We start from the raw sequence: 13,113 nt of genomic DNA on the forward strand, positions 1-13,113 counted from the left end.
GGTAATCCAAAGAAAAGATGTAACCAAAGGAAAACGAAAAATAAAAAGAGAAGTCATCTGAGTTTAGAAAAGGATTTCACTTTAAAGCACAAGCTTTATGGCAAGGAAAATCCATTTCATATCAGATGACTTCTCTTTTATTTTAGAACTCTTATGATTGCATAAATCAAATTTATACTATTCATAAAATAATCGATTCTAAGAAAGAATGAACAACTCGGTTCCCAGTCTTATTTCTCCCATCTTCCACTTGCCCCACAAGGAAGCACCAGTCCATTGGAAGATACCGGAAGTCCAATCTCCTGTGAATCCACATGTCCACCGTATTTCTTAAGCTCAGTCGCGATCATATAAGTCAGTACTGCCGGGGCAAGTCCTGTCGTATAAGAATTGATCAGGAAGAACAGCGGATCATCGGATAAAATCTTCGTACAGAGTTTTACCAGTGGATGAATTGCGTCTTCAATCTTCCAGATCTCGCCCTTTGGTCCACGACCGTAGGAAGGTGGATCCATGATGATCGCATCGTAATGATTGCCACGGCGGATTTCGCGTTCTACGAATTTGACACAGTCATCAACCAGCCAGCGGATCGGTGCATCGCCGAGTCCAGAAGAAACAGCATTTTCTTTTGCCCATGTAACCATTCCCTTGGAAGCGTCTACATGAGTTACGTGTGCGCCGGCAGCAGCTGCTGCAAGTGTTGCGCCACCGGTATAGGCGAATAAGTTTAGTACTTTTACCGGGCGCCCGGCATTGCGGATCTTTTCAGAGAACCAGTCCCAGTTGGTTGCCTGTTCCGGGAAAAGTCCGGTATGTTTAAAATTAAACGGTTTTAAGTTAAATGTAAGATTCTTATAACTGATTTGCCACTGTTCCGGGAGATCGAAGAATTCCCATTCACCGCCGCCTTTTTTACTGCGGTGATAGTGTGCGTTCGGATGCTTCCAGCGTTTGTCTGTGCGAGGTGTATCCCAGATCACCTGCGGATCTGGACGAACCAGGATGTACTGCCCCCAGCGTTCCAACTTTTCTCCGTCTGAGGAGTCAATTACTTCATAATCTTTCCAACCATCTGCTAACCACATATATTATTAAATCCTTTCTGAAGCGTTTTTCGATAGATTCTCAGTTTTCTATAGTTTTGTTCAATGCATATTTATAGACATACTGTCTTACTTTTCTATTTTATTATAGAAGAAAGGATACTGCAAGAAGCGAATGTAAAATATCGCAATAATATACAAAAAGCTATCGCGATAACAATTGGTTTTTGGTAAAAATAACGGGACTATCTGTTTACATAAGGGAAGAAGGGTGATAGAATGTATCTATAAGTGAAAAGATTCACGTAAAAGAAAGGTGGAAATGAATATTATGGTAACAGTTAATGCAATGGGAGATAACTGCCCGATTCCGGTAATCAAAACAAAAAAGGCAATGCAGGCTCTTACAGGACCGGAGACAATTGAAGTACTAGTAGATAATGAGATTGCTGTACAGAATGTTACAAAGCTGGCAAAAGAACAGGGCGGAGAAGTAAGCTCTGAAAAGCTTGGAGAAAAAGAATACAAAGTAACGATCAAGATGCAGGGAGCACCGGCAGCAGATGCAGAAGTTGTATGTACACCGGATCAGAAGGGAGACCTCATTGTAGTTGTATCTTCTGACCGTATGGGAACAGGTAATGATGAACTTGGTAAAGTCCTGATCAAGGGATTTATTTATGCAGTTACACAGCTTGATACACTTCCGAAGAAGATGCTTTTCTACAATGGAGGAGCTACTCTTACAACAGAAGGATCAGATTCTATTGAAGATCTGAAGTCTCTGGAGGCACAGGGCGTAGAGATTCTTACATGTGGTACATGTCTTGACTACTATCACTTAAAAGACAAGCTTGTTGTTGGTGGTGTAACCAATATGTACAGTATTGTTGAATCTATGGCTGAAGCAGGAAAGATCATCAGACCATAGTTTGAGAACTATATAACAAAGAAGTCCGTATAACGGACAGAGAATATTTAAGAAAAGTTGAGAAATTAAGTATGAATAAAGATATCAGAGAGACACAGTGTACAAGGACATCATGTTGAGGCATCAAAGCAGGTCGAAGGACCCTTGTTCAGGTTCTGGACAAGTTGTTAAAAACTGAAGATGGTAACCTCCTGGACAGAAAGAATTTGTCTGTTCGGGCAGATGCACTTTGCTCTCTGGTATTTGATATCGGATAGTAGAAGATGGATGTGGCTGCGCGATTTGATCAAAGGAAATAAAGGAATCCAGAGAGGTTGTATTTATACGAATTTGATCGAATAGAGAGAGGGAATAATTATGAACTTAAAGCAGCTGGAAGCATTTATTAAAGTATCCGATTCAAAGAGCTTTTCAAAAGCAGCACAGGAACTATATCTGACACAGCCAACAGTAAGTGCACATATACAGACACTTGAAAAAGAACTGAAAGTGAGATTGTTTGTGCGTAATACCAAGACTGTCAAATTATCTGAGGATGGAAAGACACTTTATCAGTATGCACGTCAGATGATCGAACTGGAACAGGAAATCCAGTCAATGTTTTCAAAAGCAGCAGAGCAGAAAGAAAGATGTATTACAATCGCAACATCTACGATGCCGGCGCAGTATATTTTGCCGGATATTCTGGTGAAATTCCGGGAGAGATTTCCGGAAGAACAGTTCAGAATCGTAGAAAGTGACAGCAGTACTGTCATTGAACAGGTAGCATCGCATCTGGTTGACATTGGATTTTCCGGTACAGTAATCGAAAAAGCAAATTGTAAATACATACCGTTTTACCAGGATGATCTGGTTGTTATTATGCCGAATACGAAAGAATATCAGAAAATCGTAAAAGAGCAGAAGGATTTAAAATGGCTGGAAGGAGAACCTCTGATTATGCGTGAGGAGGGATCCGGTACCAGAAAAGAAGCAGAAAAGCAATTAAAAAAGATGGGAATCTCTTTGGATGATTTGAACATTGTTGCGACAATTGAGAATCCGGAAGCGGTCAAGAGATCTGTCAAAAGCGGTCTTGGCATTACGATCATTTCAAGACTTGCGGCTGCAGATGAGATCCAGTCAGGAGAAGTTCTGGAATTCCCGTTTTCACAGGCTGGCAGCGGTCGAAACCTGAATCTTGTATACAATAAGAACTACAAACTTCCGGCGGCGGCTGAACATGTGAGAGAATTGATCATAGAAAAGTATGAATTGCAAAAGCAGTCTTTACAATAGAAAATACCAATGATAGAATGTGTCTATGTGCGCATTTTTTGCGGTAGGTAACATGTTAAATACAAAGTATAAGTTGGGGATAAGCAATGAATAAAGAAAAAGTAAGACTGACACAGTATGCAAAAACTTCCGGATGAGCCGCTAAAGTAGGTCCGGAGACCCTTGCCCAGGTTCTGGGTAAGTTACCAAAATTTGAAGATGAAAATTTGATCGTCGGAATCGAGACATCAGATGATGCTGCGATTTATAAGGTTACAGATGATATTGCGATGATTCAGACGGTAGATTTCTTTACACCGATCGTGGATGATCCGTATATGTTTGGACAGATTGCAGCAGCAAACTCGCTCAGTGATGTTTACGCAATGGGAGGAGAGCCGAAGGTAGCACTTAATATCGTAGGATTTCCGAACTGTCTTGATCCACAGATCTTAGGAGATATTCTTGCCGGTGGAGCCGATAAGGTAAAAGAGGCGGGAGCTGTTCTGGTTGGTGGACACACAGTACAGGATGATGAGCCGAAGTACGGACTTTGTGTGTCCGGATTTGTACATCCGAAGAAGATATTTAAGAATTACGGATGTAAACCGGGGGATGTGCTGATCCTTACCAAACAGGTCGGAACAGGAATTGTTAATACGGCAATCAAAGGAGAGATGGCATCTGCAGCCGCAATCAGGGAAGCTGAGATTGTCATGTCTTCTTTAAATAAAAAAGCAAAAGAAGTTGTGGATCATTTCCCTGTAAATGCATGTACGGATATTACAGGATTTGGTCTTTTAGGTCACTGTGTTGAAATGGCAGAGGCAAGCAATGTGACATTTGAACTGAATGTTCACGATATTGCATATCTTGATGAAGCAATCAGCTATGCAAAGATGGGCCTTGTTCCGGCGGGGGCTTACAAGAACAAGGGATATTCTTATCAGAAAGTAGATTTCAGAAATGTAGAAGATCATTTTATCGATCTGTTATATGATCCGCAGACATCAGGTGGACTGCTCATCAGCGTGGAAGCGCAGTATGCGGAAGCCGTGATGGAAGCATTCGAGAAGAAGAGGCTGGATACCAAGGTATCCCTGATCGGAACCGTAACAGAAAAGAGCGATAAACTGATTCGGCTGCACTAGGAATCCAAAGAGGTAGAGGAGAAAATGAATAAAAATTTATTATTTCGCAGTATTCCGAAAGTAGATATTCTGCTTGAAGAACAGGAGATACAGAATCTGATTGATGTATATGGACGTGAATTTGTGATGGATGTGATCCGTGAAGAGATGGATGCGCTCAGAACATTTATCGGAAAGTGCGAGGAAGAAGAGAAAGCGAAAGCGCAGATCGGGATGCTTACGCAGAATATAAAACGGCATGCCGGAAAGCTGCATGAGCCGAATATGAAAATGGTGATCAACGGAACAGGAACAGTTCTCCACACCAATCTCGGCCGTGCACCGATCAGTAAGGAGCATGTTGAGAGACTGGCAGGAATTGTGAGTGGTTACTCCAATCTGGAATATAATCTGGAAGCAGGAGCACGTGGAGAGAGATACTCTCATTTTGAAAAACTGCTTTGCAAACTGACCGGGGCAGAGGCTGCGATGGCGGTTAACAACAATGCTGCGGCTGTTATGCTGATCTTAAGTTCAATGGCAAAAGGCGGGGAAGTTGTAGTATCCCGCGGAGAGCTGGTTGAGATCGGTGGCAAATTCCGGATTCCGGATGTAATGGAGCAGAGCGGAGCTTCACTTGTGGAAGTCGGAACGACGAATAAGACACATTATTCTGATTATGAAGAAGCGATTACAGAGGAGACAAAAGCACTCCTTAAAGTTCATACAAGCAATTACCGTATTGTTGGATTTACAGAGACGGTTACGATCGATGAATTGATTCCGATTGCGCAGGAACACGATATCCCGATTATCGAAGATCTTGGAAGTGGCGTGCTGATCGACCTGAGTAAATACGGACTGACCTATGAACCGACGGTTCAGGATTCCATCCGCAAGGGAGCGGACGTTGTATGCTTCAGCGGAGACAAGCTGCTCGGTGGTCCGCAGGCTGGAATCATCATCGGTAAGAAGAAATATATTGACCAGATGAAGAAGAATCAGCTGACACGTGCACTGCGAATTGATAAATTTACAGCAGCAGCACTGGAACTGGTATTACAGGAATATTTATCAGAAGAAAAGGCAATCCAGAATCTTCCGGTACTGCGTATGATCACAGAGTCCAAAGCGGATGTGGAAAAGCGTGCAAGATCTCTGAAGCGGATTCTGCAGAATGCACAGCTTGCTGCAACGATCGGGATGGAACCGTGTGAATCACAGATCGGTGGAGGCTCTCTTCCACTTGAACGCATTCCGAGTATGGCAGTTACGATTAAGCCGGAGAATATCAGTGTACCGAAGCTGGAAGAAGAGATGCGGCATCTTTCTATGCCAATCATTCCGCGTACAGCCAACGACACGATTTATCTGGATGTGCGGACAATTGAATCCTGCTACTTTAAGAAGATAGCAGAGATGCTGGGAGAATTATTATGAAAAACATTATCGTAGGAACCGCAGGTCACATTGACCATGGGAAAACGACACTGATAAAAGCACTTACCGGACGTAACACGGACCGGTGGGAAGAAGAACAGAGAAGAGGGATCACCATTGACCTCGGGTTTACTTATTTTGATCTGAAAAATGGAGACCGTGTAGGGATCATTGATGTTCCGGGACATGAAAAATTTATCAACAACATGGTTGCGGGAGTTGTCGGAATGGATCTGGTACTTTTGGTTGTGGCAGCGGATGAAGGTATCATGCCGCAGACAAGAGAACACATGGACATTCTGGGACTCCTTGGGATCAAGAAGAGCATTCTGGTGATCAACAAGTGTGATCTGGTCGATGAAGAATGGCTGGAACTCGTTGAGGAAGAAATCCAGGAAGAACTGGAAGGTACTTTTCTGGAAGGTGCACCGGTTGTTAAAGTATCGGCTGCAACCGGGCAGGGGCTTGATGAACTGACGGATACGATACAGCAACTGATGTCGGATGAGGTGGTTGCAAAGGATACACAGACTATTCCAAGACTTCCGATTGACCGGGCATTTACCCTGTCAGGCTTTGGGACAATTATCACAGGGACACTTATCTCCGGTACGATCACCAGGGAAGACGTTCTGGAAATGTATCCGATCGGAAAAGAGTGCAAGATTCGTAATATTCAGGTACATGGGCAGAATCAGGACAAATGCTATGCCGGACAGAGAGTGGCGATCAATCTGTCAAATGTGAAGAAAAAGGAGATTCGCAGAGGGTGTGTGCTTGCGCCGAAGAACAGTATGAAAAATACAGATCTTCTGGATGTGAAGCTGAAAGTTCTGGAAGACTCCATGCGTATCCTTACAAATCATGAGAGATTGCATTTATACACGGGTACGAGTGAGATCCTCTGCCGTGCTGTTCTGCTGGATAAGGAGCAGATCGGACCGGGAGAAGAGGGACTGGTACAGCTCAGACTGGAAGAAGAGATTGCGGTCAAACGAGGCGACCGTTTTGTAGTACGTTTCTATTCGCCGATGGAGACTATCGGAGGCGGGATCGTTCTGGAACCGAATCCGGTGCGTAAGAAACGTTTTGATGCACAGACAATCGAAGAACTGAAGAAAAAAGAATCCGGTTCACTTGGCGATGTTATGGAGCTTCAGATCAAAGAACACGGCGACACGATGATCACACTTGCTGAGCTTGCAAAGGTGATGGCACATTCCGTAGATGAACTGAAGGAGTATCTTGAAGAACTGGAAGAATCGGGCACAATCTTTGTATTCCCAATGAAGAAGGACACATATTTGTGGCACAGAGACAGCGAATTTGCAGTACGTCAGAAGATAGAGGAGACATTGCAGAAATATCACAGTGAGCATCCATACCGATATGGAATGAAGAAAGCCGAAATTCACAACACATTCCTGAAAAAGATCAAACCAAACATATTTGATGCGTATATCGAAAGAATGACGGGAGAAAACGTCTATGGAAGAAGGGAAGAATATCTTTCGCTTCCGGGATATGAAGTTCCGAAGGACGCGATGTATCTCCAGACAGAGAAGCTGATCGAAGATACATTTGAAAAAGCAGGATATGATTTTGTGAGATTTTCAGAGATTGATTTTGGAAAAATTCCGCGCCAGACAGCGGAAGATGTGGTTCTCATGATGATTGACGAAGGAAAAGTAATCCGTATCAATGAAGAGATGTTTACAATGAAACACCTGATGGATGAAGCGAAGGAAAAAATTCAGAATCATCTGAAGGAAGAAAATCTGATCACGATCGCACAGGTGAGAGATATGTTCTCAACAAGCAGAAAGAGTGCGAAACCGATTTTAGAATATATGGACAGCATTAAGGTGACAAAGAAGACAGGCGGAGAAAGTGAGAGGGTGGCATATTTATGAATTTAAAGCAGCTGGAGGCATTTGTTAAGGTAACTGAGTCGGGAAGTTTTTCAAAAGCGGCAAAGCTTTTATTCCTGACGCAGCCAACGGTCAGTGCACATATCTCTTCTCTGGAGAAAGAACTGGACTCACGGCTTTTTGTCAGAAATACAAAGGAAGTAAAATTGTCGGAAGAAGGAAAGCAATTATATCAGTATGCGCGCCAGATGGTGGAACTCGAAAAAGAAATCGAGCAGGTATTTTCCAAGGATGCGCATCGAGAGGAAAAATGTATTACAATTGCGACCTCTACGATTCCGGCACAGTATGTTCTTCCGGCGATTCTGGCGAAATTCAGAGAGACTTATCCGGATGAGCAGTTCCGGATTTCAGAAAATGACAGCTGCGGTGTTGTTGAACAGGTAGCAGGGCATATGGTAGATATTGGATTCACAGGTACGGTACTTGAAAAAAAGTATTGCAGATATATGCCTTTTTATAAGGATGAACTGGTTGTTATCATGCCGAATACCGAGTTTTATCAGGAAATACAGAAGCGCTATAAGACAGCAACATGGATAAAGAATGAACCGGTCATTATGCGGGAAGAAGGATCGGGAACCCGCAAGGAAACAGAAAAAATATTGAGAAAAGCAGGAATTATGCCTGATACTCTCAATATTGTAGCAAGCATCGAGAATCCGGAAGCGATAAAAAGGTCAGTAAAGAGTGGGCTTGGAATCACGATCATATCAAAACTTGCAGCAGAAGAGGAGATCCGGACCGGACAGGTTCTGGAATTCTCGTTACAGAAGGACGAAAGCAGTCGTTATCTGAACCTTGTATACAATAAAAATTATCAGCTGCCTGCAGCAGCAGAGCATCTGATCCGGATTGTAAAGGATTTTTATCCAGATGCACATATGGGGAAATGAAAAGAGGATCAATATGATATATTTAGATAATGCAGCAACCACAATGCGCAAACCACAGGAAGTAATTGATGCGATCACCGCAGCAATGTGCTCAATGGGGAATGCAGGAAGAGGTGTCAATGAGGCATCTCTCGGAGCAGCAAGAACCGTATATGACACAAGAGAGAAGCTTGCAGGTTTTTTCGGGGCGGAAGATGCAAGACAGATCGTATTTACCATGAACTCAACGGAGAGTCTGAATATTGCGATCAAGGGGATCTTAAATCCGGGAGACCATGTGATCTCTACGGTTTTGGAACATAACTCTGTTCTCCGACCACTTTATGAGATGGAGAAAAAGGGAGTTGAAGTGACATTCCTTGGATGTGATGAAAAAGGAACTCTGGATTATGCAGATTTTGAAAAAGCAATCAAAGAGAATACAAAAGCAATTGTCTGTACCCATGGTTCTAATCTGACGGGAAACAAAGTGGATGTGGAGCGGATCGGGGAGATTGCCCAGAAGCATGGTCTGTTGTTTGTGGTAGATGCATCACAGACTGCCGGTGTATTTCCGATCGATGTGCAGAAGATGCATATTGATATTCTGTGTTTTACCGGCCATAAGGGACTTCTGGGACCGCAGGGGACCGGTGGAATGTACGTGAGAAAAGGCGTTCATGTCCGGCCGCTTCTTTCAGGCGGTACCGGTGTGCAGACCTATAGTAAGACACAGCCGGAAGAGATGCCGACAGCACTGGAAGCAGGAACACTTAACGGACACGGAATTGCCGGACTGGATGCTGCGATCGGATATCTGGAAGAAACAGGAATTGATACGATCCGTGCAAAGGAACAGGCATTGATGAAACGGTTTTATGAAGGGGTAAAGGAAATCCCGGGAGTCAAAATTTATGGGGATTTCAGCAGCATGGACCGCTGTGCGGTAGTGAGCCTGAATATCAGAGATTATGATTCGGGAGAAGTCAGCGATGCACTTCTGACAGATTATGGGATTTCTACCCGTTCAGGAGGACACTGTGCACCACGGATGCATGAGGCGCTTGGAACCGTAGAGCAGGGGGCTGTCAGATTCAGTTTTTCCCACTATAACACAGAGGAAGAAGTGGATACTGCAATCCGGGCAGTCTGCGAGCTTGCAGAAGAAGAGTAAAATTTTATAAGATCAGAGATTGATAGAAGACCGGTATAGTATTGATAGTATCAATATATATATCGGTCTATTTTAATTATGAATTGGACAAAAAGTTGTGCAAAAGGTATAATTATAAGGTAATAAAAAAGCCTTTAATAGTCAAAATGACGAATGAGAGAAAGACGAAGGAGGAAGAAAAATGAATTTATCAGATTCAAAGAAGAAGCTTGCACTTGCGGGGGTTCTGTGTGGGCTTGTAGCTGCATGTCTGGCTTACTTTGGTAATCCGGCAAACATGGCATTCTGTATTGCCTGCTTTATCCGTGATACGGCAGGAGCACTGGGATTTCACCAGGCCGAAGTTGTACAGTATGCAAGACCGGAGATCATCGGTCTTGTAATCGGAGCATTTATTATTTCAGTGGCAACAAAAGAGTACCGTTCAACAGCAGGATCTTCACCGATGATCCGCTTTATCCTTGGTATGGTAATTATGATTGGTTCCCTGATTTTTCTTGGATGCCCGCTCCGTATGGTAATCCGTATGTCAGCAGGTGACCTGAATGCATGGGTAGCACTGATTGGATTTGTACTTGGAGTAGGAACAGGAGCATTTGCCCTTAAAAAAGGATTCAGCCTTGGACGTGCGCATGAGACGAATAAAGAAAGTGGAGCAGTGCTTCCGGTATTGATGCTTGGTATTCTGATTCTTGCAACTTGCTCAACACTTCTCAAAGCAAGTGAAGCAGGTCCTGGAAGTCTTCATGCACCAATTATCATGTCACTGATCGGCGGACTTATTTTCGGAGCACTTGCTCAGAAATCAAGAATGTGCTTCGCCGGCGGAATCCGTGATGCGATCTTAATGAAGAACTTTGATCTTCTTACAATTATTGCAGGTCTTTTTGTAGTAATGCTGATCTTCAACCTGGCAACAGGAAGATTCGTACTTGGATTTAACACACCTGGAATCATTGCACATTCCAACCATCTGTGGAATATCCTTGGCATGTATGCAGTAGGATTCGCGGCAGTTCTTGCCGGCGGATGCCCGCTTCGCCAGCTGATCCTTGCAGGACAGGGCTCTTCTGATTCAGCAGTTACTGTACTTGGCATGTTCTTTGCAGCAGCACTTTGCCATAACTTCGGACTTGCATCAAGCGGAACCGCAATGAATGCAGAGACAGGCGAACTCGTTGCAGGAGCCGTAACGCCGAATGGAAAAGTTGCTTGTATCATCTGTATTATTGCATGCTTTATCATTGCATTTACGAACAAGAGAGAACAGGCAAAATAATCAGAAGTTACAAAATTTGGATAGATAATCCATAAGGAATATGATATGCTAGGAAGGCAGGTAAAAAATATGAAAGAAGTAGATGCAAGAGGACTTTCGTGTCCGGAACCGCTGATGCTTACCGCAGAGGCACTGAAGAATGCAAACGGACCGATCAAGGTTCTTGTGAGCGAACCTCACCAGAAGACGAACATTGAGAAGTTTGCGAAGGACAAAGGAAAGAAGGCAACTTCTACCGAGAAGGGCTCTGAATTTGAAATTGTGATTGAATAATGAGAAAAAAAGAGTTAAAGCTGGTCATCACATTCCACACAACAGCGGATGCGATGGCGATGGAAAAAGAATGTAAAAAAGTTGGTGCACAGGGACGTATGATCCCGGTACCGAGAAGTATTTCAGCAGGATGCGGGCTTTCCTGGTGCGCACCGCTGGAATGCAGGGAAGAACTGAAAAATGTCATGCAGGGAATTGGTCTTGAAGAAGAAGAGATTCACGAGTGTATGGTATAAGAAGAGGTAAAAAGAGGAAACCGCAAGATGAGGAATCATTTTTGCGGTTTCCTTTTTCCGTTTACTGAGAATATTCGTGGAACAAGAAAAATAATTTTTTCCATTTAGAGACTAGAATATGGTATACTTATAGATAATGGAAAAATTTATGAATTTACAGAAAGGCAAGGCATGCAGTTACGTTTTGAAATTCCGGAGAGTTTCTGGAGTCTGTTTCGTTCTGTGAACAGAGAGACATACATTGAGGCTTTGATGGCGATCAATGAAGAATACCAATACAGCAATTATTTCCTGACCAGGGAAGTCTGTATTCAGGTGCTTCGGGATCTGTATATGAAGAAACAGATCGAACTTAAGCGGGAGGAAGATGAGACTGAGTTTGATATGTTGGAGACTCCGTCGGCAAGGATTCTGAACTGGCTGATCCGAAAAGGATGGCTGAAGAAAATTGAAGATTATAATACATTGGTGACGAATATCGTAATTCCGGATTATGCAGCAATATTTGTGGATGCCTTTGAGCGGCTTTCTACGGAGGACCTGGAGGAGACAGAGATCTATATCCAGAATGTCTATGCGACATTGTTCTCGTTTAAAAATGATCCGAGGGTGAATCTGAATATGCTCCGGACAGCACTTATCAATACCAGACGGCTCAACAAAGCACTGCAGGATATGCTGCATAACATGGATAAATTTTTTGCAAGGCTTCTGGAACAGCAGTTTTACGGGGATCTTCTGAAGGAGCATCTGGACGGATATGTGGAAGAGATTGTCCGGAAAAAATACCATATACTGAAGACTTCGGATAATTTTTATATCTATAAGACAGATATCAAAGAATGTCTGCGTCAGATGCGGGATGATGAGGAATGGATCGAGAAGATCCGTGAGCGCGCCCGTGCAACCGGAGATACGGGAGAAGATGTGCTGGAACTTCTGGATATGATCGAGAGAGGCTTTGATGATATCGAGCACCGCATTTCCAATATGGATAAGGAGCACAGCAAATATGTGCGTGCGACGGTGACGAGGCTGAATTATCTTTTGAGCGGAGAGAGTGACACGAAGGGACTGGTGATTCAGCTCCTGAACCGGATGTCAGAGGATGATTATGAAGAGGTCATTCAAAAGACGGGGGAGAAGATGAATCTGTCTTTGGTCGAAATCCTATCAGAAAAATCTCTTTATAAGCGAAGAAGAAGCCGGAAGGATTTTGTCAGCAAGATGGCACAAGAAGAGGAAGTAGACGATCTGGACAGAGAAGATGTGCTTCGCCTGAACCGGATCAAGCTCAGATTCAGCAAAAAGCAGATTGAAGAATTTATCGAAGAGCATATGGAGAAAGATATGCTGGATACGGAAAAGCTTTCCCTTACATCAGAGGATGATTTTGAAAAGCTAATTCTTGCATACGACCTCAGTACCCGTAAGAACAGCAAATACAAAGCGCTGGAAGAGGATGCGGAAACGATTGAAAAGAACGGATATCGTTATCCAGCACTGAAATTTGTAAGAAGGCATTTATAAAAAGTATACGG

At 43.3% G+C, this 13,113-nt stretch carries 12 protein-coding genes; 11 read left to right on the forward strand and 1 reads right to left on the reverse strand.

The annotated features are described in order from the left end of the window. Positions 1-230: 230 nt before the first annotated feature. Positions 231-1,088, reverse strand: a complete 858-nt coding sequence (locus PGQ33_RS08585; RefSeq protein WP_270205602.1) for a class I SAM-dependent methyltransferase — start codon at positions 1,086-1,088, stop codon at positions 231-233. A gap of 289 nt (positions 1,089-1,377) precedes the next feature. On the opposite strand from PGQ33_RS08585, the gene yedF reads away from it, so the two are divergent. The 11 genes from yedF (at position 1,378) to PGQ33_RS08640 (ending at position 13,102) form a co-directional block, all read left to right on the forward strand. Continuing rightward, positions 1,378-1,977, forward strand: a complete 600-nt coding sequence (yedF, locus tag PGQ33_RS08590) for a sulfurtransferase-like selenium metabolism protein YedF (protein WP_117823709.1) — start codon at positions 1,378-1,380, stop codon at positions 1,975-1,977. Positions 1,978-2,334: 357 nt separating this feature from the next. Continuing rightward, the gene (locus tag PGQ33_RS08595) at positions 2,335-3,255 is read left to right on the forward strand and encodes a selenium metabolism-associated LysR family transcriptional regulator (protein WP_270205603.1); all 921 of its coding nucleotides are present in this window, start codon (positions 2,335-2,337) and stop codon (positions 3,253-3,255) included. Between the two features lie 86 nt (positions 3,256-3,341). Beyond that, positions 3,342-4,385, forward strand: a complete 1,044-nt coding sequence (gene selD / locus PGQ33_RS08600) for a selenide, water dikinase SelD (RefSeq protein WP_117558478.1) — start codon at positions 3,342-3,344, stop codon at positions 4,383-4,385. 24 nt (positions 4,386-4,409) lie between these two features. Beyond that, positions 4,410-5,804, forward strand: coding sequence for an L-seryl-tRNA(Sec) selenium transferase (gene selA, locus PGQ33_RS08605; RefSeq protein ID WP_270205604.1), 1,395 nt, complete (start codon positions 4,410-4,412; stop codon positions 5,802-5,804). Further along, positions 5,801-7,717 carry a selenocysteine-specific translation elongation factor gene (gene selB / locus PGQ33_RS08610; RefSeq protein ID WP_270205605.1) on the forward strand — a complete coding sequence of 639 codons (1,917 nt, stop codon included), beginning with the start codon at positions 5,801-5,803 and terminating at the stop codon, positions 7,715-7,717. The genes selA and selB overlap by 4 nt, the downstream gene beginning before the upstream one ends. Beyond that, complete coding sequence (locus tag PGQ33_RS08615; protein WP_270205606.1) at positions 7,714-8,631, forward strand: selenium metabolism-associated LysR family transcriptional regulator; 918 nt, start codon at positions 7,714-7,716, stop codon at positions 8,629-8,631. Before selB ends, PGQ33_RS08615 begins: the two co-directional genes overlap by 4 nt. Positions 8,632-8,644: 13 nt before the next feature. Continuing rightward, positions 8,645-9,784 (forward strand): aminotransferase class V-fold PLP-dependent enzyme, encoded by a 1,140-nt coding sequence (locus tag PGQ33_RS08620; protein WP_117834843.1) that lies wholly within the window; start codon positions 8,645-8,647, stop codon positions 9,782-9,784. A gap of 181 nt (positions 9,785-9,965) precedes the next feature. Next, positions 9,966-11,063, forward strand: a complete 1,098-nt coding sequence (gene yedE / locus PGQ33_RS08625; RefSeq protein ID WP_117823714.1) for a YedE family putative selenium transporter — start codon at positions 9,966-9,968, stop codon at positions 11,061-11,063. A gap of 69 nt (positions 11,064-11,132) precedes the next feature. Continuing rightward, positions 11,133-11,336 carry a sulfurtransferase TusA family protein gene (locus tag PGQ33_RS08630; RefSeq protein ID WP_022220208.1) on the forward strand — a complete coding sequence of 68 codons (204 nt, stop codon included), beginning with the start codon at positions 11,133-11,135 and terminating at the stop codon, positions 11,334-11,336. Next, complete coding sequence (locus tag PGQ33_RS08635) at positions 11,336-11,572, forward strand: DUF3343 domain-containing protein (RefSeq protein WP_008372464.1); 237 nt, start codon at positions 11,336-11,338, stop codon at positions 11,570-11,572. Before PGQ33_RS08630 ends, PGQ33_RS08635 begins: the two co-directional genes overlap by 1 nt. A 171-nt stretch (positions 11,573-11,743) precedes the next feature. Beyond that, positions 11,744-13,102 (forward strand): Wadjet anti-phage system protein JetA family protein, encoded by a 1,359-nt coding sequence (locus tag PGQ33_RS08640; RefSeq protein WP_270205607.1) that lies wholly within the window; start codon positions 11,744-11,746, stop codon positions 13,100-13,102. Positions 13,103-13,113: the final 11 nt, after the last annotated feature.

The organism is Coprococcus sp. AM100_B19A, assembly GCF_027662015.1.
Taxonomy (GTDB): Bacteria; Bacillota; Clostridia; order Lachnospirales; family Lachnospiraceae; genus Allocoprococcus; species Allocoprococcus comes.

Bases quoted from the DNA above. Each gene is read 5' to 3' on its own strand.
- PGQ33_RS08585 (WP_270205602.1), bottom strand. From the start codon at position 1,088: ATGTGGTTAGCAGATGGTTGGAAAGATTATGAAGTAATTGACTCCTCA.
- yedF (WP_117823709.1), top strand. From the start codon at position 1,378: ATGGTAACAGTTAATGCAATGGGAGATAACTGCCCGATTCCGGTAATC.
- PGQ33_RS08595 (WP_270205603.1), top strand. From the start codon at position 2,335: ATGAACTTAAAGCAGCTGGAAGCATTTATTAAAGTATCCGATTCAAAG.
- selA (WP_270205604.1), top strand. From the start codon at position 4,410: ATGAATAAAAATTTATTATTTCGCAGTATTCCGAAAGTAGATATTCTG.
- selB (WP_270205605.1), top strand. From the start codon at position 5,801: ATGAAAAACATTATCGTAGGAACCGCAGGTCACATTGACCATGGGAAA.
- PGQ33_RS08615 (WP_270205606.1), top strand. From the start codon at position 7,714: ATGAATTTAAAGCAGCTGGAGGCATTTGTTAAGGTAACTGAGTCGGGA.
- PGQ33_RS08620 (WP_117834843.1), top strand. From the start codon at position 8,645: ATGATATATTTAGATAATGCAGCAACCACAATGCGCAAACCACAGGAA.
- yedE (WP_117823714.1), top strand. From the start codon at position 9,966: ATGAATTTATCAGATTCAAAGAAGAAGCTTGCACTTGCGGGGGTTCTG.
- PGQ33_RS08630 (WP_022220208.1), top strand. From the start codon at position 11,133: ATGAAAGAAGTAGATGCAAGAGGACTTTCGTGTCCGGAACCGCTGATG.
- PGQ33_RS08635 (WP_008372464.1), top strand. From the start codon at position 11,336: ATGAGAAAAAAAGAGTTAAAGCTGGTCATCACATTCCACACAACAGCG.
- PGQ33_RS08640 (WP_270205607.1), top strand. From the start codon at position 11,744: ATGCAGTTACGTTTTGAAATTCCGGAGAGTTTCTGGAGTCTGTTTCGT.